General features: G+C 57.8%; 21 protein-coding genes and 1 riboswitch. Of the genes, 7 read left to right on the top strand and 14 right to left on the bottom strand.

Features of this window, described 5'->3' with window-relative positions; all coding sequences use genetic code 11:
* The first annotated feature begins 106 nt into the window (after positions 1–106).
* On the top strand, positions 107–1,912 hold the full coding sequence (gene lepA, locus QEV83_RS04200) for a translation elongation factor 4 (RefSeq protein WP_280130002.1): 1,806 nt from the start codon (positions 107–109) through the stop codon (positions 1,910–1,912).
* A gap of 344 nt (positions 1,913–2,256) precedes the next feature.
* Positions 2,257–2,799, top strand: a complete 543-nt coding sequence (locus QEV83_RS04195) for a hypothetical protein (protein WP_280130001.1) — start codon at positions 2,257–2,259, stop codon at positions 2,797–2,799.
* A gap of 142 nt (positions 2,800–2,941) precedes the next feature.
* Here the strand turns inward: QEV83_RS04195 and QEV83_RS04190 are convergent, their stop codons facing one another.
* The 4 genes from QEV83_RS04190 to QEV83_RS04175 form a co-directional block, all read right to left on the bottom strand.
* A complete protein-coding gene (locus tag QEV83_RS04190) occupies positions 2,942–3,712 on the bottom strand; it encodes an HD domain-containing protein (RefSeq protein WP_280130000.1) in 771 nt (256 codons plus the stop codon).
* Between the two features lie 82 nt (positions 3,713–3,794).
* Complete coding sequence (locus tag QEV83_RS04185; RefSeq protein WP_280129999.1) at positions 3,795–4,022, bottom strand: GDCCVxC domain-containing (seleno)protein; 228 nt, start codon at positions 4,020–4,022, stop codon at positions 3,795–3,797.
* A 34-nt stretch (positions 4,023–4,056) separates the two neighbouring features.
* Complete coding sequence (gene merP, locus QEV83_RS04180) at positions 4,057–4,341, bottom strand: mercury resistance system periplasmic binding protein MerP (protein ID WP_280129998.1); 285 nt, start codon at positions 4,339–4,341, stop codon at positions 4,057–4,059.
* A gap of 29 nt (positions 4,342–4,370) precedes the next feature.
* Positions 4,371–4,787: a mercuric transporter MerT family protein gene (locus QEV83_RS04175; RefSeq protein WP_348273256.1), complete on the bottom strand. Its 417-nt coding sequence runs from the start codon at positions 4,785–4,787 to the stop codon at positions 4,371–4,373.
* Between the two features lie 227 nt (positions 4,788–5,014).
* Between QEV83_RS04175 and QEV83_RS04170 the strand changes: the two genes are divergently transcribed.
* Positions 5,015–5,566 (top strand): DUF1465 family protein, encoded by a 552-nt coding sequence (locus QEV83_RS04170; RefSeq protein WP_280129997.1) that lies wholly within the window; start codon positions 5,015–5,017, stop codon positions 5,564–5,566.
* A 6-nt stretch (positions 5,567–5,572) separates the two neighbouring features.
* On the opposite strand, the gene cbiE is transcribed toward QEV83_RS04170, so the two are convergent.
* Positions 5,573–6,787: a precorrin-6y C5,15-methyltransferase (decarboxylating) subunit CbiE gene (gene cbiE / locus QEV83_RS04165; protein WP_280130961.1), complete on the bottom strand. Its 1,215-nt coding sequence runs from the start codon at positions 6,785–6,787 to the stop codon at positions 5,573–5,575.
* Between the two features lie 38 nt (positions 6,788–6,825).
* Here cbiE and QEV83_RS04160 point away from each other — a divergent pair, with 38 nt between their 5' ends.
* Positions 6,826–7,587 carry a cobalt-precorrin-6A reductase gene (locus QEV83_RS04160; RefSeq protein ID WP_280129996.1) on the top strand — a complete coding sequence of 254 codons (762 nt, stop codon included), beginning with the start codon at positions 6,826–6,828 and terminating at the stop codon, positions 7,585–7,587.
* Here QEV83_RS04160 and cobJ read toward each other — a convergent pair.
* Genes cobJ through cobW form a run of 6 tightly spaced genes read right to left on the bottom strand, consistent with a single transcriptional unit; the run spans position 7,557 to position 15,457 of the window.
* Complete coding sequence (cobJ, locus tag QEV83_RS04155; protein WP_280129995.1) at positions 7,557–8,321, bottom strand: precorrin-3B C(17)-methyltransferase; 765 nt, start codon at positions 8,319–8,321, stop codon at positions 7,557–7,559. The genes QEV83_RS04160 and cobJ overlap by 31 nt on opposite strands.
* The gene (locus tag QEV83_RS04150; protein WP_280129994.1) at positions 8,318–9,061 is read right to left on the bottom strand and encodes a precorrin-2 C(20)-methyltransferase; all 744 of its coding nucleotides are present in this window, start codon (positions 9,059–9,061) and stop codon (positions 8,318–8,320) included. The genes cobJ and QEV83_RS04150 overlap by 4 nt, the downstream gene beginning before the upstream one ends.
* On the bottom strand, positions 9,058–9,705 hold the full coding sequence (locus tag QEV83_RS04145) for a precorrin-8X methylmutase (protein ID WP_280129993.1): 648 nt from the start codon (positions 9,703–9,705) through the stop codon (positions 9,058–9,060). Before QEV83_RS04145 ends, QEV83_RS04150 begins: the two co-directional genes overlap by 4 nt.
* The gene (gene cobG, locus QEV83_RS04140) at positions 9,705–11,015 is read right to left on the bottom strand and encodes a precorrin-3B synthase (protein ID WP_280129992.1); all 1,311 of its coding nucleotides are present in this window, start codon (positions 11,013–11,015) and stop codon (positions 9,705–9,707) included. Before cobG ends, QEV83_RS04145 begins: the two co-directional genes overlap by 1 nt.
* Entirely contained in the window at positions 11,012–14,410 is a 3,399-nt protein-coding gene (gene cobN, locus QEV83_RS04135) for a cobaltochelatase subunit CobN (protein WP_280129991.1), read from the bottom strand. Before cobN ends, cobG begins: the two co-directional genes overlap by 4 nt.
* A gap of 3 nt (positions 14,411–14,413) precedes the next feature.
* Entirely contained in the window at positions 14,414–15,457 is a 1,044-nt protein-coding gene (cobW, locus tag QEV83_RS04130; protein ID WP_280129990.1) for a cobalamin biosynthesis protein CobW, read from the bottom strand.
* Between cobW and QEV83_RS04125 the strand changes: the two genes are divergently transcribed.
* Positions 15,456–15,605, top strand: coding sequence for a hypothetical protein (locus QEV83_RS04125; RefSeq protein ID WP_280129989.1), 150 nt, complete (start codon positions 15,456–15,458; stop codon positions 15,603–15,605). The two genes, cobW and QEV83_RS04125, sit on opposite strands and share 2 nt — an antisense overlap.
* A riboswitch (cobalamin riboswitch) is annotated at positions 15,583–15,803 on the bottom strand. Its footprint overlaps the gene before it by 23 nt.
* A gap of 50 nt (positions 15,804–15,853) precedes the next feature.
* Here QEV83_RS04125 and QEV83_RS04120 read toward each other — a convergent pair.
* Entirely contained in the window at positions 15,854–16,507 is a 654-nt protein-coding gene (locus QEV83_RS04120; protein WP_280129988.1) for a response regulator transcription factor, read from the bottom strand.
* On the bottom strand, positions 16,504–17,892 hold the full coding sequence (locus QEV83_RS04115; RefSeq protein WP_280129987.1) for an ATP-binding protein: 1,389 nt from the start codon (positions 17,890–17,892) through the stop codon (positions 16,504–16,506). The genes QEV83_RS04120 and QEV83_RS04115 overlap by 4 nt, the downstream gene beginning before the upstream one ends.
* Before the next feature lie 468 nt (positions 17,893–18,360).
* Between QEV83_RS04115 and QEV83_RS04110 the strand changes: the two genes are divergently transcribed.
* Positions 18,361–20,793 carry a TonB-dependent receptor gene (locus tag QEV83_RS04110; protein WP_280129986.1) on the top strand — a complete coding sequence of 811 codons (2,433 nt, stop codon included), beginning with the start codon at positions 18,361–18,363 and terminating at the stop codon, positions 20,791–20,793.
* A gap of 267 nt (positions 20,794–21,060) precedes the next feature.
* Positions 21,061–21,669: a hypothetical protein gene (locus tag QEV83_RS04105; RefSeq protein WP_280129985.1), complete on the top strand. Its 609-nt coding sequence runs from the start codon at positions 21,061–21,063 to the stop codon at positions 21,667–21,669.
* A gap of 13 nt (positions 21,670–21,682) precedes the next feature.
* Here the strand turns inward: QEV83_RS04105 and QEV83_RS04100 are convergent, their stop codons facing one another.
* Entirely contained in the window at positions 21,683–23,581 is a 1,899-nt protein-coding gene (locus tag QEV83_RS04100) for an ABC-F family ATP-binding cassette domain-containing protein (RefSeq protein WP_280129984.1), read from the bottom strand.
* Between the last annotated feature and the right edge of the window lie 84 nt (positions 23,582–23,665).

The following is a 23,665-nucleotide window of genomic DNA, read 5'->3' as shown; positions in this document are numbered from 1 at the left end:
GCATTACAGCTGACCCGTCCTACGGAATTCTCTTAAAGACAGTCACTGCCCCGTTCTCCGAGTGGTTTGCCTTCCCTTCGCGGCCAGCGCCTGCTATTGCGGCGCAATGACATCCCATTCGCTAGAAAACATCCGCAATTTTTCCATTGTCGCCCACATCGACCACGGCAAATCCACGCTCGCCGACCGGTTGATCCAGGCGACCGGCACGGTCGCCGCGCGGGATATGGTCGACCAGATGCTCGATTCGATGGATATCGAGCGCGAGCGCGGCATTACCATCAAGGCGCAGACGGTGCGCCTTGAATATCGGGCGCAGGACGGCAAAATCTATGTGTTGAACCTGATGGATACGCCCGGTCACGTTGATTTCGCCTATGAGGTTTCGCGCTCGCTGGCCGCCTGTGAAGGCTCGCTACTGGTTGTGGATGCAAGCCAAGGGGTCGAGGCGCAGACGCTTGCCAATGTTTATCATGCGCTCGATGCGGGCCATGAGATTGTACCTGTCTTGAACAAAATCGATCTGCCCGCCGCCGAACCGGAGCGTATCAAGCAACAGATCGAGGATGTCATTGGCCTCGATGCTTCGCAGGCGGTGCTCATATCGGCGAAGACGGGGCTCGGGATCGATAAAGTCCTCGAGGCGATTGTCACCCGCCTGCCACCACCGAAAGGCGATGAAACGGCGCCCTTGAAAGCACTCTTGGTCGATAGCTGGTACGACGCCTATTTGGGCGTTGTCGTGCTCGTGCGCGTTATCGACGGAACGCTGCGGAAGGGCCAGAAAATCGAGATGATGGGCACCGATGCCCATTATGAGGTGGATAAAATTGGCGTGTTCCGGCCGAGAATGCAAGATTTGGCGGAACTCGGCCCCGGCGAAGTCGGCTTTATCACCGCGCAAATAAAAGACGTCGCCGATACCAGGGTCGGCGATACGATCACCGATGCACGCCATCCTTGCGTCGAAGCGTTGCCTGGATTCAAACCTGCACAGCCCGTGGTCTTTTGTGGCCTATTCCCCGTTGATGCTGCCGATTTCAATGATCTTCGCGCTGCTATGGGGCGGTTACGGCTGAACGACGCGAGCTTTTCGTATGAGATGGAGAGTTCGGCGGCGCTCGGCTTTGGCTTCCGCTGTGGATTTTTGGGCCTTCTGCATCTTGAAATTATTCAGGAACGTCTAGAGCGGGAGTTCAATCTCGATCTCATTGCGACGGCGCCTTCGGTCGTTTACCGGATCGTCCAGCGGGACGGCACGACGGTTGAACTCCATAATCCAGCGGATTTGCCCGACCCTACGAAAATCGCGGAAATCGAGGAGCCTTGGATCCGTGCAACGATTTTGACGCCGGATGATTATCTTGGGGCGGTGCTCAAACTCTGCCAGGATCGACGCGGTGTGCAGGCGGATTTGAACTATGTAGGCAAGAGGGCCATGGTTGCCTATGATTTGCCGCTCAATGAAGTCGTGTTCGATTTTTACGATCGGCTGAAGTCGATCTCGAAGGGCTATGCAAGTTTCGATTATACGATCACCGGCTACCGTCCAGGCGATCTCGTGAGAATGTCCATCCTCGTCAATGCGGAGCCAGTCGACGCGCTCTCCATGCTGGTGCATCGCGACCGTGCCGAGGCGCGCGGCCGCGTGATGGTCGAGAAGCTGAAAGAACTGATCCCCCAGCATATGTTTCAGATTCCGATTCAAGCGGCGATCGGCGGCAAGATCATCGCCCGCGAGACAGTGCGGGCGCTACGTAAGGACGTGACCGCGAAATGCTATGGCGGCGACGTTACTCGCAAACGCAAGCTGCTGGAAAAGCAGAAGGCAGGCAAGAAGAAGATGCGGCAGTTCGGTAAGGTCGAGATTCCGCAGGAAGCGTTTATCGCGGCGCTGAAGATGGATAGCTAAAGTCAGCCGCGGAAGGCACTCACGTGATTGTGAGAGAGTTTTGATTTAACTCAATGCTACGCGCTTTTGGAAAGACGATGGCACTGTTGTATAAAGGCTGACGGTGCCTAGAAGAAGGAGGCGCCCGAGGTGAGCAATTCGGAGGGGCTAACCTATCTTAAGACAGTTCCTCGAACAGTCTTTAAGAGGAAACAAACACTATATAAGTTAATCTGTTGGAGCAGAAACGCCAGCAGGCGCAATAATTCTGGGAGGACTCATACATCATGATCATACGATTAGCCGCGTGGTTCCTTGCTACAGTTCTGCTCACGTCGGGCGCTTATGCGCATGGCGGCGTCGGCATGCAGGACAATAGATGTGTGTTACGAATTGGCCCGGATATCATGTTCTTCACCGGATACCAGCCGCAAAATTCCCGGGAAGAATTTTGTGACGACGTCCCCAATATGGGGCAAACGGTTGTCGCGCTCGACATGCAAGAAACCGAGCTTCGCAACATGCTCACTGAAATCCGGCTCATCAAGGATGATGGAAGCCATACGCAGATGAATGGGCTACCGTTCTTGTCGGATGCGGAGCTGGCGAACAAAGCCGCGCTAGATGCCGTGAGCATCGCCTATTTACCGGCAAAGAAATATCCGACGGGCACGCTGACCTTCGAGCATACCTTCCCAGAGAACGGGAAATTCATCGGCATTGTGACAGTAGAAAACGACCACGGCCAGAAATTTGTCTCGCAATTCCCATTTTCGGTTGGTCAACAGGTAGGCAAAAGCCTGGTTCTCTACGGGTTGATTCTGGTGGGTCTCGGCGGTGGAGTATTTGGTATTTGGTATTACGGCGGAAAACAGCAAAAGTCGGCTGTCCCAAAAAAGCCGGCGTAATCGTCCCCCGATTTTCGCCGCCGATTGTGTTTGGCCGGATGACATTTGCGCAACAAGTGTCTTCCGGTCCAGTTAACCTTCAGCTCAGCACAGTTATGCGGGTTCCCGGAAGGGCGGGGATGTAACTTTGTATGTCCGAGATTTATAGGAAATTTCTGGGCCAGATCATCGTTCGCCACATATGGGCGACGGAGGAGTTGTCGAAGCCGAGGCCCTCCTTGGGCTGACGAAAGTGGCGGCCGACGATGTCGGTGAACGTCTCCAGATCGACCGTGGTGTTGGGATCGAACGCGTAGAGATCGTTGAGCGTGATCATCCGCGCCATGCCGTACCATTTGTGTTTGCGCGCATATTCATAGTCGGCGCGAATATAAGGTTCGGGTTTATAGTCCTTGCCGAAAATGTCGATATAGGCTTGCGGATATTCATAGCCGGCGGCGGGATCGGGGAAGAACCGCAAGGCTTGGTGATAACGCACCGCAAAAGCAACCTCCTCGTCGACGTAAGGCGCAATGAGTTGCGCTCCCCAGTAGCCATGGTCGCCACCGATGAGGCCGACCATCGCGATGTCGTGCAGCAAACAGGCAAGCACGCCTTTCTCCTCAACGCCCGCCCTGAGTGCGAGATTGGCGCTCTGCAGAAGATGGCTGGCAGCGGCGGGGTCAAACCTCAATTTGAAGAAGTCAAGAAGCGTTGGCGCGGCAGGCATTTTGGAAAGAGCCGGGTCATCGCCCATCATCACTTTGCGTTGCCCGCGCTTGTCTGGCGCAAGGGCGTCGAAGCGGGTGAAATATTCCGGCGTCCCCATAGTCGCTAGCGCCGATTTGACGACGATTTTTTCGAGCGCTTGCTCCGGTCCCAGGACTGCCGATGTGTCCGAAGCGGATGCTACGCATTCGTGCGGATCGTCCATCCGGTCTCACTCCCTGGAGCATCAAATAGTCGCGGCGGTTTCGTCCAGCAAGAGGGCTGGTGCCGGCGCGAAGCATCCTCCGTCATCCGGCGCAGCAGGAGGCAGCACCCATTTCACCCGAACGCGTGGCCTGAATCGGCGGGCATGGAACCGAGCCGTAGGAGCAGAACACACAACAATCGCCCGGCTTTGGCCGTAGAACTGCACCGCAGCCGTTGCACGTATAGAAAATCTGGCAAGCATTGGCCGGCATGGACTCCGATTTCGCGGCGGCGCAATACGGACAGGTGATGACGGATTCAAGGATCATGGTGCGCCCGGATCGGCAAACATTGGAGTTCTGCTCAACTTTTGGGGGAGGACGGATAGCCGGCGTTCGTCGTTGCCTTCACGAGCGCATCCACCTCCGCCTTGTTATCGTCGAAGGTCACGATGGCAGTCTTCTCCGTGGCGGACACGACGACGCTAGTCACGCCCGGCACGGCCTGCAGGCTCGCTTTCACCGTGCGAGGGCACGCGGCGCAGGTCATATGCTGAACCGCCAGTGTGACGGTTTTTTCGGCGGCGAAAGCAGACGGTGACGCAAGAACGCCTATTGCAAAGGCGGCGGTCGAAAGCAGTTTGCTCATAGGCGTCCTTTCAAGGCTAAAATGGAAGATCATGGGCTAAAGAAATAGGGTCCTAGCAGGTCCAAGCCAATCGCGCCGCCAACGAGAAGCGTCGCCAGGACGAGACCAGCTATGACGATATGGGTGGGCAGTGGACGGGCGCAGGCGGTGCCATCCGCGCAAGCGAGGTTTTTGCGGCGGTACACCAGCCAATAGCCATAGCCAAGACAGACAAGCGTCGCCGCAATGAAATAGGGCTGATAGGGGGCGAGCGCCGTGAGGTTGCCAATCCATGCGCCGCTGACGCCGAGGCTGAACAGCGCCAAGGGTGCGATGCAACACGCCGAGGACGCGAACGCCCCAACAATGCCGCCAATCATAGTAAGCCGGAGCGTTGCAGTGCTTCTTTCATCCGGTACTGGGCGGGACGTTTCCGCAAAGAGGGGATTATGGTCTCGAATGTTCATAGCCGCCGTCATCATTCGTTGACCGTTGCTGACGTTTCTTCAGCGTGAGTCAGAGTGCAACATCGGGATTCCTTACAACACTTCAACTTCCGCGTTAATCCTAATTAAATGTGAACCCCCGCTTGCCCGCGATTTGGCCTATGATCCCAACAAATAGGGCCGCTCGCGTGGTCCGCGTCCCGGCAGGATCATTTTCAGTTGGTCCTTTACAAAAGTATGGGCATATTATGGGTCAGACGCCGCTTTTAAAAGAGAGTACGACGGTCTCCTTCGGCGAGAAGCTGGCGGCGTCCGAGCAATTCCTGGCGCTTTTCCAGGAGGGAATGGATTTGGTGAGCCGGGCCGCGGTCTATCTCGACGGGGACGGCCGCGAGGAGGCGAAACTCCTGCCGCGCCCGGCGGCGGTCGCTTATGCGGTGGAAAGCATGCGTCTGACGACAAGACTCATGCAAGCCGCATCCTGGCTGCTGCTCCAGCGCGCCGTCAATGAAGGCGAACTCACCCGCGTCGAGGCCGCCGCCGAAAAGCGTAGGATTCGTCTGTCCGAACAGGACGCTGTCTCGAATAAGGATGTTCTCGCTAGGTTGCCGTCGCGTCTGCGCGATCTCATCGGACTATCTCTTCGCCTTCAGGCACGCATCATCCATCTCGATCTCCTGATCTATAAGTCGCGCGATCCACGCGGCAATAGCATTGCGCCGGCAAGCCCAGTCGAGCATCAGATCGAGCAATTGCGGGCCGCATTCGCCGCGCCGCGAGCGGCTTCGCCGACGATGTGACAGGCCTCACCGCTTCGTCAGCGACCATTGCGTCACCGGCAAAGCAGGACGCCAGCCGTGAAAAGAGCCGAGCGGTTCGGCGCGGGCAATCTCGATGCGCAGAAGCTCGCCACCATGCGCCGCGACCCGGCGGATAAGCTCCCCTTCTGTTTCAAGGGTGACCGCGTTCACGACAAGCCTGCCGCCAGGGGGCAGGGCCGCGTAGGCCGTGTCGAGGAGATGCGGGTCGCTTGCCCCGCCGCCGATGAAAACCGCCTGAGGCTGCGGCAGGTTCGCTAAGGCCTCCGGCGCTCTGCCCGTGATGATCTTAAGATGCGGCACGCCAAGGTTCGAAGCATTGCGCGAGATGCGGCCGGCGCGATCGGTCCGCGCCTCGATCGCGATCGCTTGGTTTGCCGGGTCGCACAGCAGCCATTCGATTGCGATCGATCCTGACCCCGCACCGACATCCCACAAGAGTTCGCCGCGCCGTGGTGCCAGCGATGAAAGCGAAATCGCGCGAACTTCCCGCTTGGTCAGCTGGCCATCGGATTCGAACCAGCCATCGGCAAGTCCGGTTGCAACGGGAAGAATTCGGGAGTCCACCGAGGCGGTGATTTCGATCGCGGCTAGATTGAGCGGATCTATTGATTCTAAGTTGAATGTTCCGGCCGTGGCCACCCGTATCCGTTCCTTCGGGCCACCCATTGCTTCCATCACGGCGATCCGCGATTGGCCAAGGCCTCGCCCGGTGAGAAGTGTTGCCAGGCGCGACGGCGTCGTCGCGTCCCATGACAAACAAAGGATTTTCGCACTGGGCTGCAACACCGGAATGATCCGCTCGAATTCTCGCCCATGCAGGGAGATAAGGCGGCAATCTTGCAAGCTCCAATTGAGCCTGGCCGCTGCGAGGCTGAATGCCGATGGCGCCGGCAAGCATTGCATTTCATCTTCGCCGATATGAGCGCTAAGCAAGGTGCCGACGCCATAAAAAAATGGATCACCTGAGGCGAGGACGCAGACCGGCGAGCCGCGCCGCGCCAGAATTTGAGGTATCGCTGCGACAATTGGGGAAGGCCAAGTCATCGTTTCACTGGAAATAGGACCGGCAAGCGCGATGTGACGGGCACCTCCAATTACCAATTGGGCTTGCGCGAGCAGCCGCCGCGCGGCAGGAGAAAGGGCATCTATGCCGTCTTCGCCAATGCCGATCAGCGTTAGCCATTTTCCACAAGAAGGCATGGTCACGGCGGCGAAAGCAAGAGTTTGGGAAGTAGGCGATGCGGGTACTCGTGCTTGGTGGGACAGCGGAAGCGAGCATGCTCGCAAGTCTGCTTGCTGGGCAAAGCGGCATCTCCGGCGTGTTGTCTTTCGCCGGCCGTACCAAGGCGCCGCGTGTGCCGGAGATTCCCTATCGCAGCGGCGGCTTTGGCGGCGCCGCGGGGCTTGCGGCCTATCTCAAGGCTGAGTGCATCGACGTGCTTGTCGATGCCACGCATCCCTTTGCTGAGCAGATGTCGCGGCATGCGATCCAGGCGGCGGCGTGTGCAAACATTCCGCTCGTGTGTCTGTCGCGCCCTCTGTGGCGTCCCGAAGTCTGCGACCATTGGATCTGCGTTGCAGATATGGCCGCCGCTGCCGCTGCACTCGGGCAGGAACAAAAGCGCGTTTTTCTGACAATTGGTCGATTGCAAATCGAAGCCTTCGCGGCCGCACCCCAGCATTTCTATCTTGTCCGGGCGATCGAGCCGCTTGAGCCGACACCAAGCCTGCCGCGCCATCGGGTGATTCTTGGACGCGGCCCATTCACCGTTGAAGCGGAGGAAAAGCTCTTCCGCGAGGAAGCGATCGACGTGATCGTGACCAAGAACAGCGGCGGCGAGGCAACATTCGGAAAAATCCTCGCGGCGCGCAATCTTGGGCTGCCGGTCGTCATGGTCGCACGCCCACAACAGGCCGCGCGCGCGGTGCTGCACGATCCAGCCGAAGTCATGGCGTTTCTGCTTTTGCATCAGAGCGCCTTGCTCCCACGCGAGGAATAGACGAAAGGCGTACCTACGCCGCGCGGAACGATCCGGGTTTCGCTGGAACCGATGATGATCAGTGTGCTCATGCCGGCACAGCCAGGGTCCGCGCTGGCCAGCGTCTCTATGGAAATTCGTTCATTTTGGCGTCCCACCGCATGCGCAAAAACAATCGGCGTGGATGCTTGTTTGATGGCGCGAAGAACTGCGAAGGCCTCGTAAATACGGCGCGGCCGCGCCGCCGAAGCCGGGTTAAAGAGTACAATCACGAAATCCGCTTCCGCCGCGAGCATCAGCCGCTTTTCGATGATGGACCAAGGTTTCAAATTGTCGGACAATGAGATTGCGCAGAAATCGTGCCCCAAAGGCGCGCCCACGCGCGCCGCCGCCGCCTGCATGGCAGAAATACCAGGGCTTACGACGATGTCGATGCTGCGCCAAGACGGCTCCCCATCGTCGATTGTCTCAAAAACTGCCGCCGCCATCGCGAAAACCCCTGGATCGCCACCGGAGACGAGCGCGACATGGCGGCCATCTGCGGCCAAGCGCAAGGCATGCCGCGAGCGTTCCAGTTCGGCGCCGTTGCCGGTTTGGTGGCGCCGTTGCCCTGACTTAAGCGGAAGCCTTTCGAGGTAGGGCGCATAGCCGACGAGATCGGTCGCGGTGCTGACGAGGCTCGAAGCTTCAGGTGTGATCCATGCGTCTTTGCCCGGGCCAATGCCGACGATCCGCAAGCTTCCCGGGGGTTTCACGGGCGCCTCCCATTGCCAGGGATAAGAATCGAAGAAAAATAAGGCGCGTGGCCGTCCAACTTCGCGGCAAGCGGAATGATATTCTCGGTTTCACTCGTACCATGTTCGACATAAATCGCCCCCGGAAGGCGCCCTGCTTCGACGATCGCCGCCCGGATTTTCGCGAGATTGGCGCCGATCTTGATGATCACCACGGCGTCGGCCGCCGTAAGATGACGGACTAGCGCTTTATTGTCGAGCGTGCCTGGAATTACGCTTAAGACGTCATCACCCCAGGCCATTGGTGTCTTGGCTGCACTCCAGCAGCCTGACATGCCGGTGACGCCGGGAATGATTGCGATGGGGAAGCGATCCTTAAGCCGGATGTAAAGATGCATGAACGACCCATAAAAAAGCGGATCGCCCTCGCAGACGAGAGCGACATCGCGCCCCGCGCGGAGATGAGCCGCGATGGAAGCTTCGGCGTCCGCATAGAAGCCGCTCAATTCCTTGACATACGCGGGATCGCAGAAGTGAGTTTCCGTCGTTAATGGATAGAGCAATGGCAATTGCAGGCATGTTTCTGAAAGCCAACGATCGAGGATGGCGCGGGCTTTTCCACGCGCGCCTTGCTTCGCGAAATAGGCGACGACCGGAACCGCGGCGATGATTTTCGCGGCTTTGACCGTCACGAGGTCGGGATCTCCGGGGCCGAGGCCAACGCCATAGAGGCGGCCATCGCTAGAGTTAATCTCGTTCATTCGGATTCGCTCGCGATGGCGTTCAAGGCTGCCGCCGCCATGGCACTTCCTCCCTTGCGCCCCTTGATGGCGATAAACGGCACTCGGGCATCTTTGATGAGTGCTTCCTTCGATTCCACGGCACCAACGAAGCCGACCGGCATGCCGATTATGCAGGCAGGCCGAGCCGATGTTTCATCGAGCATTTCGAGAAGATGGAATAAGGCGGTCGGCGCATTGCCGATGGCAATGACCGCGCCATCGAGACGGTCGCGCCAGAGTTCGAGAGCGGCCGCGCTGCGGGTGTTGCCGAGTTTTTGCGAAATCGATGCGACGCTTGGATCGTCAAGTGTGCAGATCACCTCGTTGCCACGTGGCAGGCGCGCCATGATAATGCCTCGCGCGAGCATCTTTGAATCGCATAGGATGGGAGCTCCTTGCAGGAGCGCGCTTCGTGCTTGCCCCACGGCATCGTTCGAGAACATGAGATCACCGGCAATCTCGACCATGCCGCAGGCGTGAATCATGCGAACCGCGACATGCTCTTCGTCGCGGCTGAAGCGGGCGAGATTGGCCTCGGCGCGAATCGTCGCGAAAGAGCGCCGGTATATTTCAGAGCCGTCACGCAAATAATTAAAACGGCTTAAAGATGGTGCCTCACTCATCACTTATCTATCCCGCGAGAATTGCTGCCTTTACCCGCGATCACATTTTCCAATAGGTCACGCACCGTAACCAAGCTAAGGCGATCTGCGGCGCTTATGCCATCCTCGCGCGCGGTCTCGTTTGGCACGAGGTCATAGAATCCATCCCGAGCGATAAGGGTCACGGGTGTTGACGCTTGCCGGGCACAACCTTTGGCGCAGCCGGACACATGCAGCGCGATTCCATTCTTGCTGAGTTTCCGTGCGATCGACATCAAGGACAAAGCATCTGCGCGTGTATTGGTTGTGCCTTGTTCGCAGGTCAAACCGCCACCGCATGCCGCGACCGACAAGCGCTCGTCCTCGGCATCGACAAGGAAGCGATGCGATGTGAAATACGCGGCTATGGCATCGGCTCGATTTTCAGTAACATGCGGCACAATCATTGCGCGCCAGGGTGTCAGCCTGATCTCCCCATTGCCGAATTTGCTGGCGGCGGTTGCCGCCGCATCGAGCATGGCCGCGTCAAGCATACCGAATGCAACGCCAACGCCAAAGCAGTGTTGACCATTGTTGCGGATCAGGCCAATCGGACATGGCTCGGCGATGCTGCCGCGCTCTGGTGGATCGGCAATGTGCATTCCGGCCGCTGCGGCAATCGCATGTGCTCCGCAACTCGCGATAAGGCCGGCCATCCGGCGCGGCGGCTCCGCCATTGAGGAACTTAGAAGCAGGAAAGCTGTTGCGAGACGCGAGGAAACCTTAGGGAGAGCGTCCTCGCTGCAGTAGCCAAGAAAAACCGCGCCGTTTGCGCGTCCGCCAATTCCGATAGCGAAAGATTGTGCGGCGGAAATCCAATCGAAGCGGATATCGGCCGCGATAGAACCAAGCGAAGGGCTGCTTCCATCATCGATAAGAAAGCCGAACTTTGCTGGCAATGCGTGCAAATTTTTATTGCCAGAAAGCATGGTTTCTAGCCTTTTGGCCGCTCTCAGCGTGTCATTTCGCCCATCGAGTCCCGCAAGCGGGCTAACCAAAACATTGCGAACTGCCTCTGCCGAAGTGTCTTCATCGATAAGGCCAAGGCTCTGGAGCGTTTTGATCAATGCGGGAAGGTTGCTCTCGCGAACCCCACGAATTTGCATATTGCCGCGATTGGAAAGTTCAAAAATCCTGTTGCCGTGCTCGCGACCGGCTTGCGCAAGCACGTGCAGCGTGGAAGCTCCGACAGTGCCACAGCTGATCCGTAGCCGCACGAGGAGGCCGTCCTTCGCTGGCATCGGCCGCCACGCGCCCGGACACCAGCCCTTGTGCAACTGACCTTTCCTCATGCCAGCGCCTCCCGCATGGAAGCGAGGCTAGCGAGGATGGAATTGCGCCGGTTTTGCCAGAAGCCGCGAGCGAGTGCCTGCTCGAATTTCTGGACGATAGCAAACGCAGCCTTCGGATTTGATTCGACAAGGAAATCCCATACCGCGGGCGTGCCAAGGGTCGCGTCGAAGAGAAGCTCGAAATGCTGATTCTGGACCGCATCGCTCAGAATCGCAAGAGCATAGAGATTATCGATTGTCCCGGCGATTTCTGCGGCGCCGCGATGGCCGTGGCGCATCTGCCCGGCGATCCAGCGTGGATTGCTTGCACGGGCATGTACGACGCGGGCAATTTCTTCTCCCAGGGTGCGCACCCTGAGGGCATCCGGGCGTGCGGAAGAGACATGATAAACCGCTGCGTCATTGCCGAGTATATTGGCGGCGGCCGAGAAGCCACCCTCGTGATCGGCGATCGCATCCGAGTCCAGAATGTCCTGCTCGTCTTGATCTTGGACATGGATCAGGGCGTCGGCGCACGCGACACGTGTTGCGAAGGCCCGTGTTAAAACTGCTTCTCCATCGGCACCACCATAAGCGTGCGAAGCCGTGGCCAGATAGCGCTCGCCTAGTGTTTCCCGTGCAAGTGTAGCATTTTCGCCGATTGCACGTCCAAGACCGATGCCATAAGCGCCAGGCGCACCGCCAAAGATTCGCAATAGTTTTCCCGGCGCCTGCCTGCGGACTGCCGCGTAAGGATTTACAGCGTCCTCCTCATCCTGTTCGCTTAGAGCTTGCACAGCCTGATCGAACAGGACGATCTGAGCCGGAAAGACATCACGGAAAAGCCCGGAGATCCGCAAGGTGACATCGACTCTCGGATACGCTAGGCGGGCGGGCGAAACGATCTCAAAGCCGGTCACGCGCGCGGACGAATGGTCCCAGAGTGGCTTGACGCCCATGAGCGCGAAAGCCTGCGCGAGGTCATCGCCCCCAGTCCGCATGGTCGAACTCGCCCACAGATCCATGACAATCGCTTTCGGCCATTCACCGTGATCCTGGATATGGCGGTTCGTGATTTCACGTGCGGCACGCTGACCGATTTCCCAGGCGGTGCGCGTTGGCACCGCGCGCGGATCGATGCCATAAAGATTGCGTCCTGTCGGAAGCACATCGATGCGGCCGCGCGACGGGGCGCCTCCGGGGCCTGGCACGACAAAGCGCCCATCGAGCGCGGCGATCAGCGAATCGCTTTCCGCATCCCCGCAGCAATCGATAAGCGTGCGCATCTGCTCTGAAAAAGAAGGGACGTCATCTGGTAACTGTGCGCAAGTATCCTGGAGCGTTTGCGTCAGAGTTTCGACGATTGCGTCCCGCACCGCTGGGTCGGGCGACTGGCCAAAAACATGCAAGCCGTCGGCAATCCGCATGTCCTTTAGATCACAAAGAAAGGCGTCGAGGTGGCGTAAGGCAGCAGCCGGATCGGCGGTGTCCTTGAGTCCGCTATCCTGTAGCAAGCCTGTTTCGCCCGCGCGGTCGAGGATGGCTTGCGCCAAAAGCCGCGCACGTTTTGGATCGAGCGACTCAGCGATCGCATATTCGTCAAACAGAGCTTCGATTTCGAGCGCCACGCCGTGGCTGCCTGCCAGCGTTAAAGGCGGCGTCATATGGCCGATGGTGAGAGCGCAAATGCGCCGCTTGGCTTGCGCGGCCTCGCCAGGATTGCTGACAATAAAAGGATAAATGACCGGGAGGGGACCAAGCACAGCCTCGGGCGCGCACGCGTCCGTGAGCGCCGCCGCCTTGCCCGGCAGCCATTCGAGCGTGCCATGGGTGCCGCAATGAATCATCGCATCGATCTTTTCACATTGGCGGAGCCAAACATAGAAAGCGACATAGGAATGGCAGGGTGGCAAGCCTGTATCATGATAGTCCGACTTACGATTCTCGGCGATGCCGCGATCTGGCTGTACCGCGACAAGCAAATTGTTCGCGCGAAGTACGGAAAAGGCAAAACCTCCATCCTGCGCGGCTGAACCCGGCGGACCCCACTCTGCGCATGTCGACTGCACAAATGCAGGGGACATGGCCTCAAGTGCCGCGACATATTCGGCGAGTGTCAGCCTTCCAGTTGGAGCGGCGTTTTCGAGGCCACGCATCAATTGGGATGAATCTGGGAGTAGTCCTATGTCGTATCCGGCTTCACGAAGTGTCTTGGCGATCGAGATAACACTCTTCGCAGTGTCGAGACCAACGGCATAGCCGGTGCGGCCTTGCTTGCCCGGATAGTCGGAAATAACGCAGGCGATTTTGCGCTTCGCTGGTGGCGTCTTACGCAGGTTCACCCAAGCGGCGGCGAGATCCCCGACAAAGGTGACTCGGGATGGCAAAGGCGCGTGAACGCGCGGCGTAAACTCAAGATCAGCGCGATGTCCGGCTTCTGCCTTGCAGGCAATCGCGCAAGTAATCAAACGCCCATCCATTTCCGGGAGGACGATATTCATGGCGAGATCGGCGGCACCAAGGCCGCGCGGGTTTTGCTGCCACTGCACCTCTGTCGCACCAGTAAAAATTGCCTGTAGGACTGGCACGTCGGCGCTGTCCAGCACTCCAGCGTCTGTGTCGAGCCGAGCCGAAAAGCCGGTCGTGTTGAGAATCACGTCTGGCCCAACACAAGCAAGGTGGGCACGTATAAACGCGATCGCGTCGGAGTCCTTGAGACTCGCTACGAAGATCGCGCTGACGTCGAGCCTCCGCGCCGCAAGGGCGTCCGCTAGCGCGTTCACTGGCGCCGTATCCCCGGCGAGCATCAGCGAACGATAGAAGACTATGAGTGCCTTGCCTTTGGCGCAGCCAAGAGTACGGCAGCCAGCCTCGAAATGGCCCGCCGCAGGTATTTCCCTTACCTTTGGAGAGTGCCGCCATTCGAACGGCTGTTCCGCGCGGCTCTCGATGAAATCAAAAAGCTCGGCGATATGTTCTAGCTGGCCGTGCTGGAAGGCGGCATGCATCTGGCGGAGATCAACGGCGGGGACAGTTGAGGCTTCGTCGAGCCGTTCATCTTCCATCGCGTCACCAGGGATGATGGCGAGTTTGAAGTTTTGCTTGCGCGCCGCGCGGGAAAATTCCTCGATGCCGTAGCGCCAGTATTCGAGGCCGCCGAGAAGGCGGATGAGGACGAAACGTGCGTGGCTCGCGGCCTTCCCGATATAAAGATCGACTGAATAGGGATGTTTGAGTGCGCCGAGATTGGCGAGTCGTAAGCTCATGGACATCGGGCGCTGTCGCGCGGCTGCCGCGATGAGGCTCAAGTCGCTGTCGGAAAAAGAGAGAAACAACAATTCGGCCGGAGATTGTCCGAGGTCGATTGCGGCTTCGGTCTCGTCGAGCGAGCGTGACTCGGTGCGCAGGAGATGCATCGATCAGGCTTCCTCGCTTGTGATGAATCGCCCAACCGACGCCTTGTCGAAGCCCTTTTCACCGATGACCACAAGTCGTCCGCGGCGCCTTTCTCCCGCGGCCCACGCCCGGTCGAAATGTTTTTGAAAGCGTTTTCCAACACCCTGGATGAGCAGCCGCATCGGCTTGCCTTTGACCTCGACGAAACCCTTGATGCGCAACACATCGTGGCGCTCCGCGATCGTAGTCAGACGGGCAAGCCATGCATCGCTATCTTTGATCGCGTCAATTTCAAAAATAGCGCTGTCGAAATCGTCGTGATCATGCTCTGTCAGCCCGTCATGAAGTGAGGGGCGTGCGGCAAGATCATCTTCTGCGGCGGCATCGAGGCCAAGCAGGATGGCAGGGTCGATCTGACCTTCCCGGGCAGGTACGATTTTTACAGCGCGGGGAATAAAAGCCGCAATGTCGGCGGCGATGCGGCGTTGTTCGGCTGCGTCAATAAGGTCTGATTTGTTAAGTACAATCAGATCCGCGCACAAGACTTGATCTTGGAACACCTCTTCAAGCGGATTGTCATGTACGATGGAGGGATCCGCTTTACGTTGGCGCGCCAGTTTGACGGGATCGTCGGCGAAGCGTCCCTCCGAGACCGCCTTGCCATCGACAACCGCGATCACACCGTCGACGGTCAGCCGCGCCCGGATCGCCGGCCAATCAAAAGCCTTGACCAAGGGCTTTGGCAAAGCAAGGCCTGAGGTCTCGATAACGATCTGGTCGGGGAGCGGATCCAGCGCGAGAATACGTTCGATCGCGGGTAGAAAATCGTCGGCGACGGTACAGCAGATGCAGCCGTTGGCAAGTTCGATGATGTTATCCGCGCCGCAAGTGAGATCGCCGCAGCCATTCAATATTTCCGCGTCGATGCCGATGTCGCCAAATTCGTTGATGATAAGGGCGAGGCGGCGCCCCTTGGGATTTTTCAAGAGGTGCCGAATGAGGGTCGTCTTCCCAGCGCCAAGGAAGCCAGTGACTATCGTTGCCGGGATTTTGGAAAGATGACTCATGGGCAAGCACCCCGTTTTCGTGCGCGGTCGGCGGGAGCTTGTCGCAGGAGCCGGGCGAACCCGGAACGTCCCACCGGATACGGGAAAGCGCACCGGCATCGATGAATGGCCGGAGCGCCCCGCCGGCCCTTCATCGATGGAACGGTAGGTTTCCTGGCTCGCGGATCATCGCCTGTCGCCGCCTTCCCAGGGGGCGGTCGCCCGTCTCCCAGTGGCCAATTGGCGAAAGGCTACCCGCTGACAGTTGCGGGGGCAGCTGTGGCTTCGAGCGCGATCTTGGTGGATGGCACCGCACCACATTCCCTTTTACCCCTCGAAGCGAGGGACCGTTACGCGCGTGACACTAGACCGAATGGCGCGTGTGTCAATCTCGGCCGAATTTGTACAGCGGTGCCTTCAATTGGCACCCGACTGAATGGAAATCCGATGCTCGATGGCGATCCGGATCAAATCGGTTGTGCGCGCGAGGCCGAGCTTATTCTTCATTTGGCTGCAATTGTTCGCTACGGTCTTGTAGCTGAGGCCGATTGTTCCGGCTATTTGCAGCATGCTGTAGCCCTCGCCAAGGAGCCGGAGAATTTCAAGATCGCGGCGCGTTAGGTCATTAAAGGGATGCGCCGGATAGGAGCGGTTGGTCGTCTTGACAGTGAGCAAGGCGAGTTCCTGCGCAATCTCGGGCTCGATGTAGTTATGCCCCGCGGCGACGCGGAAGATGGCGAGTGAAATCTGGTCCGGCGGCGCATTCTTCGTCACATAGCCGCGCGCTCCCGCTTCGAAGGCGCGCGTCACGTGAATCGAATCATCATGCACGCTGAAGACGAGGATGCGGGCAGTCGTGTCTTGAATCATGATCCGCCGGATCATTTCCAGGCCACCGCTGCCTGGCAGATTGAGGTCCATGATGACGAGATCCGGGCGGTCTTGCGTGAAACGCGCAAGGGCTTCATTCGCCGTCGCTGCTTCGGCGATTTCCGCCTCCGTCTCGGCGGCGATGAGACGCCGGAGGCCGGCATGAACAATCGGGTGATCGTCTACGATAAGGACTTTCATACCTCACCCGCGAAAGAGAGGGCATGAAGCTGGTTACACCCTGTGTTGCTTGTCGCGGGAACGGGAAGGATTGCCGTGACCAATAGGCCACGCCCAGGTTCGGAAAAGAGAACGAGGCTGCCGCCGAGCCCGTGTATCCGCTCTCGCATACCGGTCAGTCCGAAACCAAAACTGGCCTTTTCATCCATCCCATGGCCGTCATTTGCAACCTCGATGGTGATCCGGTTTTGCTGCGGACTCTCAGCTGGCGCCAAAGTTACAGAAACCGAAATTTCCTTAGGATCGCCATGACGGACTGCGTTACTCAAACTTTCCTGGATAATGCGGTAGATTGTGGTGTCATGCAAAGCGCCGAAGCTTAACTCCTCTGGTGGAAGGCTCATGGTGAAGCGGGTTTCCGGAAGACGGCGGCGCCAGAAATCCACCGTGCTCGTAATCGCAGCGGCCAAGCCGAAATCAGCCAGAACACCGGGGCGCAAGCGGCTGAGCATTGTCCGGATTTGCCGCTGAATATGGGAGACGGCTTCCGAAGTCGACTGGATTTCCCCGGCGATCTCGGCACTGCGGCCTTGATGAACAAGCCGCGAGATCGACGTGAGGCCAGCGTTGACGGCGAAAAGGAATGGGCTGATCTCGTCGTGCAGGTCACGTGCGATCTCTCGGCGGTCTTCTTCTTGCAGTGTCAGCAGCTGCTCATTCAGGCGGTGCTTTTCCCCATCAAGCTCCGCGAGTTCGGTAGCCATCCGGTTGAAACTCCACTGAAGCCGTGACAATTCCGGCACCGTATGACCGCCGATCCGCAACTTATAGTCTCCTTGTCCGATTTGCTGGAGAGCGCCGGCAAGCCGGTCCAAAGGTCGTAACGCCCGGCCGATGTAGACATAGATGAGCAGAATGTTAAGGCCAAAAAACAGTGCGAGTACGACAAAACCGTCGCCGAGGTCGTTCCAGACTTCGAGGATCTCGTTGTTCGGGTCGGTCTCGATGAGGATGCTCCCATCATTCTGTCCGGCGATGGTAATCGGCACCCTTGCGGTGAGAGGTGTGATACCAAGTAGGCGCACAAACCATCGCGGTACCAGGCCAAAATGCGACCCTTCGAGGGAGGGTGCGACGAAGGCGGCCCCCCCGGATTGAGATACACGAAGATGACGGTTACCTTTGAACGCGGCGACCAGCGTTTCGATATCGCCTCGCCGGTCTTTAGAATTCGGAAGGTCAGTCAACGCACTCTCAACGAATTGGCGGCCAACCTGCAGGGCCGAATTCATTTCGGTCCGCACCGATCGAGAGGCGTGGAAAGATACGATAGCAGCTTCCAAGGCGAGGTTCGCGGCCAGCACGATCGCGATCAGGTAGATCAGGCGGAAACGAAGAGACATCATGCCCCCGATGTTACATCGGCCCTATGATCTCATCCAAAAAGGCCGCAACTTTTAAGGATCAGTCTCTCGCATATGGGACGATTCCCAGACATTTGGCGACGCTTCTGCCTAGAAAATTCGAGCGCAGATTGAGCCGGGAGAGATGAGCAGCGCCGGTCACTCCAAGTCCAGCTGGGAAATATTCCCGAAAAAGCCAGGGAACTTTTCCTGGTCATTTTAGGAAGTATAAGCAAGGGACAACCATAATTATAGCATCTAGAACGTCGAAATAATACGTTAAAATTAAGAATTTTTCTATTTTATACGATCGTCTATGCCTACTCTGTCAAAACTGTTCCAATTGCATCCATGCAACAGTTACTGACTGTTTGCGCATAGTTTCAGAAATTCTATTGCCTCACGATTTTCGCGAACTTAGTCTTCGGTATTGTTTGATATGCCAAAAAACGTAAATCTTGGAGCAACATCATGCGGCGAACGGCTGGCGTCTGGAAAAGTTTAGGCGTTGCCGCCGTGCTGTGGCCAGCGGGAATAGAGCTAACTTTCGCGCAGACCGCCGCTCCCGAATCGACGATCGAACTGCCGGCGGTGGATGTGGTTGTATCCCCAACGCCCGTTCCCGGCGCTGGCAGTATCAATCAGAACAAAGTGCCGGCCTTCGTATCGACCGTCACGTCACAGGACTTTGAAGATAAAAAATCGCCGGCTGTTGCGGACGCGATAACAGCTCATGTTCCGGCCGCGATCGGGATCAATGTTGACGGCACCGACCTGTCCCCAGACCTCTTCTACCGCGGCTTCGACACATCGCGCATATCGGGGACGGCGCAAGGGCTCGCGGTTTATCAGAACGGTGTCCGGATTAACGAAGCATTCGGCGACAGCACCAACCTCGATCTTATCTCGCCGATCGCGATCGACCGCGCCGACGTTTACACGAATAATCCGATCTTTGGCCTAAATGCGCTGGGTGGCGCCATCAACTTTACGATGAAGAATGGTTTCACTTATCAGGGCGGCGAGGCTCAGCTTCTTGGCGGCTCTTTTGGGCGCGTCTACGGTAGCCTTCAATATGGCAAGCAATTTGGTGACTATAGCGTCTATTTCGCGACCGACGCCCTGCGCGACGGCGGTTATCGCCCCTTTGGAGCGCAGAATCTGCAACGCGCCTACGCCGATGTCGGATACCGAACCCAGGACTCTGAATTTCATGCGATCGGAGCCTTCAGCCGCAGCTGGCTGGGCGTTCAGGGCGTGACACCCGAGGTTCTCGTCGACCAGCAGTATAATGCCGTTTTCACGACGCCGCAGACAACGAACAATCAGGCCGGTTTGGCGCAGATCACGGGCCGGTTCGACGTGACGCCAACATGGTCGCTGGCTAGCAATTTCTACTTCCGGCAGTTCGACCAGTACCATGTTGATGGTAATGATGCCGACGTCGCAAATTGCGGCGATCAAGGGGGGACGGACGGAAATTTGTGCCTGTCGAACGACGGAAATTTTGGCTCTCATGCGCCGAGCGACTTCCAGTTTTCGAACCACGGCCAGCCCATTCCTTTTCTTGGCGACGGTTTCCCCTATGGAACGACCGCGTTCACCGCCACGCATACGCAAACATTCGGCACCCAAGAACAGCTGACGAACAAAGACAAGATTCTCGACCACGACAATTATTTTGTGGTTGGCGGCAGCGTGGATCAGAGTTACACGCGCTTTTCGTCGGAAACGAAGCTGGGAGTGCTCAATCCCGCGTTTCAAAACCTTTTATATGGTTTTCCGGGCGCCGGAGTGATCCTGCAGACGCAAGGCAATGTCGGCTTCGCGCCGGTCTGGGTGCATGCGACCGCGACTTATTTCGGTGTGTTCGCACTCGACACCTTCAATGTAACAAACGAGCTTGCGGTGACATCCGGCGCGCGGTTCAACGTCGCCAATAATACTCTTTCGGACGCAAGCGGCTTCTCTCCGGATCTCAACTCGACTGCTTCTTACAATCGCATCAATCCGGTAGTCGGCTTCACCTATACAACCTCACCCGCATTGACATTCTATGGCGGGTATTCCGAAGCGAATAGAGCGCCAACCCCACTCGAAAGCCAATGTTCCAATCCCCAGCTGCCGTGCGTCCTCGAGACAGCGCTGGTCTCCGACCCTCCGCTCCAGCAAGTCGTCTCTCACACATGGGAAGGCGGCGCCCGGGGCACGATGATTGTCCCCAACGGCTATGGCACGCTGGTTTATAACGCGGGCGTTTTCCATATCACCAGCACCAACGACATTGTGAACGAGGCAAGTCCAATTTCTGGACAAGGGTTCTTCACAAACGTTCCCGAGACCTTACGGCAAGGCGCCGAACTCGGTCTGCAATATAACTACGGCCCGCTGAGCTTTTACGCCAACTACGCCCATGTCGATGCGACCTACCAGTTCTCCGCGACGTTCTCCTCGCCCAACAATCCCTTTGCCGACGGCAACGGAAATATTTTCGTCCACCCCGGCGATCGTATCCCGGGTATTCCAAGCAACCTTGCCAAACTCGGCGTCACCTACGCTGTCACACCCCAGTTAAAAGTGACCGCCGAAACGGTTATTGTCGGTCGCCAATATTTCGTTGGCGACGATGCCAACCAGAACCCGCAGCTTCCATCCTATTACTTTGTGAATCTTCGCGCCACTTATCAGGCGACAGATCAGATCCAGATTTTCGGTTTGATCAACAATGTGACGAATCACAAATACGCGACATTCGGGACCTTTTATGGCGTCGACACAACAGCCGGAAATGTGAATCAAACCTTGTTCAACAACAATCCTGATAATGGGGGGATTGGGGACGCCCGAGCCGTCACGGTGGCGCAGCCATTGTCGGTCTATGGGGGTATAAAGGTTACGTTTTAGCTTCGGGGAAAACAGCGCGCCCCCTGTTCGAGGTGGCGTGATCAAAGGCGCCTTTCCACTTTTCGTTTTGCGAAATTCGGGTGCAGAAATGCGCTTTGTCGCCACGTGACAATACTGTGGGAGCACTGAACGAAGCTGGAGAAATCAAGTTTTGGCAGACAGATCATAGGTTCGTGGATGCCTAGGGCTTTCCTTCCGCCGGGCCATGCGCTAGTCCTCTGAGGACTGCGTCAGGACTGAACCAGAAACAAGTTGATTGTGACCTCCATGACAAACCAGGCCCGCTTCACGATCAACAGCCTCTTGGAGGGCAAGAGCGCGCTAGTGCACATTACTCCGGCCGCACCCGAGGAAGGGGTTTTTGGAAGCGCAAGCCCCGGATTGCCGGGATCGAAGGGCGTCGGTCTCGAAATTTTAAATATCGCTGCCCTGCCGGATGCCGAGGACTACGTCCAGCACGATTTCTATGCCACCCGTTTTACGCCCGCCGAAGTCACTCATTGCACCAAACAACTCGACGCCAAGGCAGCCTTCCAAACGTTGCTTGCGGTCAAGCGTGCCATCGTCAAATCGGGTGCGGCCGTTGCGTCACCAGATGCCGAGCGTGACGTAAAAATCAGCTTTGATGAAGATGGCAGCCCATCTTATCCTGGCTGCTTGCTCTCGATCAGCCATACGGACTCACTTGCCGCGGCGGTTTGCTTATGGCTAGGCGAAGCGCCTTCGCCGGCACCAGTGGCCGGGATTGGAGGCCCTCGCTCCCACATCGTCACATTTCCTCTAAAAACCCGAATTCTCGCGTTCCTTGTTTTGTTGTCGTTGCTGGTTCTGTTCGGGTTGGGACTTTGGAAAATGATTGAGTTTATACGCCATTAAAGTGCGCCCGCGCTTAATCGGCCGGCGTGGAATCCCGGCTCCCCTCCAGAGTATCAGCAAGGTCGAGCCATTCTTCCTCGGCCGCCGCGAGCAACCGGGCGAGGTCACCGCGCTGGCTAGACAAGAGCGCCGCCTTTGCCGGGTTTTTGCCAAAAACAGCAGGGTCGGCAAGTGTCCCGTCGATGCGAGCAATCAGATCACGAAATTTGCCGATCTTTCCGTCGATCGCCGAAATACGCTTGCTTAACTGGGCCGCATTGGTTTTGGCGAACGGCTTCTCGGGGCGGTCGGGAATCGTTTGCTGCGAGTTGCCGTTGCCCTTTGTTTTTGGCCTGCCGTTGCCGCGTCCAGCACGTTCGAGAACATATGAGGTGTAGTCGTCACTGTCGCCGTCGAACGGCGTGACCGTACCACCCTCCACGAGCCAGAGACGGTCGGCGCAAGCGTCGAGAAGATATTTGTCGTGCGAGACCAGAATGACCGCGCCGCCATAATCATTGATCGCCTCGATCAAGGCGGCACGGCTATCGATGTCGAGATGATTGGTTGGCTCGTCGAGGATCAACAAGTGCGGTCCGTTGAAGCTTGCGAGCCCCAGCAGAAGACGAGCCTTTTCGCCGCCTGACAATTGTGCCGCCTTTGTATCGGCCTTGATATTTGGAAAACCGAGTTGGGCGCATTTTGTCCTGATCCTTGCTTCAGTTGCCTCCCGCATGAGCGAGGCGACGCATTGATAAGGGGTTGCGTTCAAATCGAGATCGTCGATCTGATGCTGGGCAAAGAAGCCGACCGTCAATTTCGATGAATGGCGAACGCTGCCGCCTTGCGCTTTCAGCCTCCCGGAGACTAGCTTCGCGAAGGTCGATTTGCCGTTGCCATTGGCGCCTAAAAGACCGATCCGGTCATCGTCAGAAATAGAGAGCGAGAGCCTCCGCAAGACCGGCTCCTCGCCATACCCCGCGCTTGCATCATCCATCGCAATAAGAGGCGGGCTCAACGGCTTGTGCGGGGAGGGCAGATGAAAAGGCAGAACTTGCCCATCGACGATGGCTGTCACGGGCTCCATTTTGGCAAGGATCTTAAGACGGGATTGAGCTTGCGCCGCCTTCGTCGCCTTGGCTCGGAATCGATCGACAAACGATTGCAAATGTTTGCGCTGGTCGTCCTGTTTCTTCTTTTGCTTGAGCTGAATCGCTTGCTGTTCGCGCCGCTGCCGTTCAAAACTTGAGTAATTGCCGCGCCAAAGAGCAAGCTTGGCTTGATCGAGGTGAAGGATATGATCGCAGACGGCATCGAGCAAATCGCGATCGTGACTGATGACCAGGATCGTTGCCCGGTACCGCCGGAGATAGTCGATCAGCCACAGCGTGCCTTCAAGATCGAGATAATTGGTCGGTTCGTCGAGCAGCAACAGATCGGGTTGCGAAAACAAAACAGCAGCGAGCGCGACGCGCATCCGCCAGCCGCCAGAAAACTCGGCGAGTGGGCGTTGTTGTGCCATTTCGTCGAAGCCAAGACCCGCGAGGATGCCCGCCGCACGCGAAGGTGCCACATGGGCTGAAATATCGACGAGACGGGTTTGTATTTCACCAATGCGGGCTGGATCGGTCGCTGTCTCGGCCTCAGCCAGCAACTGCGCACGTTCAAGATCGGCGGCAAGCACGAAGTCGATCAAGCTTTGCGGGCCGCCTGGCGCTTCTTGCTCGACACGGCCAAGGCGGGTTGCGCGCGGTAAGGAGAGCGAACCCGATTCCGGAGTGAGTTCGCCGCAAATCATCCGGAAAAGAGTGGTCTTTCCGGTCCCATTGCGGCCGACAAAGCCAACCCGCGCGTTTCCAGGAAGGGCAGCGGTGGCCTTGTCGAAAAGCAGCCGCGGCCCGAGCCGCAGGGTAATATCATTGACGTGGAGCATGCGGGCTTGTCGCCCACCCCGAGGCTTTTGGCAAGACCGGGGTGGCGATCGGCGAAGCGCGTCTTCGCGTGGTGGCCCGCGCTG

It is taken from the genome of Methylocapsa sp. D3K7, assembly GCF_029855125.1.
Lineage (GTDB): Bacteria > Pseudomonadota > Alphaproteobacteria > Rhizobiales > Beijerinckiaceae > Methylocapsa.
This window is presented reverse-complemented; position numbering and strand designations above follow the sequence as displayed.

What these genes read in the sequence shown, in the direction of transcription:
- lepA (WP_280130002.1), top strand. Translation starts at nt 107, where the DNA reads ATGACATCCCATTCGCTAGAAAACATCCGCAATTTTTCCATTGTCGCC.
- QEV83_RS04195 (WP_280130001.1), top strand. Translation starts at nt 2,257, where the DNA reads ATGCAGGACAATAGATGTGTGTTACGAATTGGCCCGGATATCATGTTC.
- QEV83_RS04190 (WP_280130000.1), bottom strand. Translation starts at nt 3,712, where the DNA reads ATGGACGATCCGCACGAATGCGTAGCATCCGCTTCGGACACATCGGCA.
- QEV83_RS04185 (WP_280129999.1), bottom strand. Translation starts at nt 4,022, where the DNA reads ATGATCCTTGAATCCGTCATCACCTGTCCGTATTGCGCCGCCGCGAAA.
- merP (WP_280129998.1), bottom strand. Translation starts at nt 4,341, where the DNA reads ATGAGCAAACTGCTTTCGACCGCCGCCTTTGCAATAGGCGTTCTTGCG.
- QEV83_RS04175 (WP_348273256.1), bottom strand. Translation starts at nt 4,787, where the DNA reads ATGAACATTCGAGACCATAATCCCCTCTTTGCGGAAACGTCCCGCCCA.
- QEV83_RS04170 (WP_280129997.1), top strand. Translation starts at nt 5,015, where the DNA reads ATGGGTCAGACGCCGCTTTTAAAAGAGAGTACGACGGTCTCCTTCGGC.
- cbiE (WP_280130961.1), bottom strand. Translation starts at nt 6,787, where the DNA reads ATGCCTTCTTGTGGAAAATGGCTAACGCTGATCGGCATTGGCGAAGAC.
- QEV83_RS04160 (WP_280129996.1), top strand. Translation starts at nt 6,826, where the DNA reads ATGCGGGTACTCGTGCTTGGTGGGACAGCGGAAGCGAGCATGCTCGCA.
- QEV83_RS04150 (WP_280129994.1), bottom strand. Translation starts at nt 9,061, where the DNA reads ATGAACGAGATTAACTCTAGCGATGGCCGCCTCTATGGCGTTGGCCTC.
- QEV83_RS04145 (WP_280129993.1), bottom strand. Translation starts at nt 9,705, where the DNA reads ATGAGTGAGGCACCATCTTTAAGCCGTTTTAATTATTTGCGTGACGGC.
- cobG (WP_280129992.1), bottom strand. Translation starts at nt 11,015, where the DNA reads ATGAGGAAAGGTCAGTTGCACAAGGGCTGGTGTCCGGGCGCGTGGCGG.
- cobN (WP_280129991.1), bottom strand. Translation starts at nt 14,410, where the DNA reads ATGCATCTCCTGCGCACCGAGTCACGCTCGCTCGACGAGACCGAAGCC.
- QEV83_RS04125 (WP_280129989.1), top strand. Translation starts at nt 15,456, where the DNA reads ATGGGCAAGCACCCCGTTTTCGTGCGCGGTCGGCGGGAGCTTGTCGCA.
- cobW (WP_280129990.1), bottom strand. Translation starts at nt 15,457, where the DNA reads ATGAGTCATCTTTCCAAAATCCCGGCAACGATAGTCACTGGCTTCCTT.
- QEV83_RS04120 (WP_280129988.1), bottom strand. Translation starts at nt 16,507, where the DNA reads ATGAAAGTCCTTATCGTAGACGATCACCCGATTGTTCATGCCGGCCTC.
- QEV83_RS04115 (WP_280129987.1), bottom strand. Translation starts at nt 17,892, where the DNA reads ATGATGTCTCTTCGTTTCCGCCTGATCTACCTGATCGCGATCGTGCTG.
- QEV83_RS04110 (WP_280129986.1), top strand. Translation starts at nt 18,361, where the DNA reads ATGCGGCGAACGGCTGGCGTCTGGAAAAGTTTAGGCGTTGCCGCCGTG.
- QEV83_RS04105 (WP_280129985.1), top strand. Translation starts at nt 21,061, where the DNA reads ATGACAAACCAGGCCCGCTTCACGATCAACAGCCTCTTGGAGGGCAAG.
- QEV83_RS04100 (WP_280129984.1), bottom strand. Translation starts at nt 23,581, where the DNA reads ATGCTCCACGTCAATGATATTACCCTGCGGCTCGGGCCGCGGCTGCTT.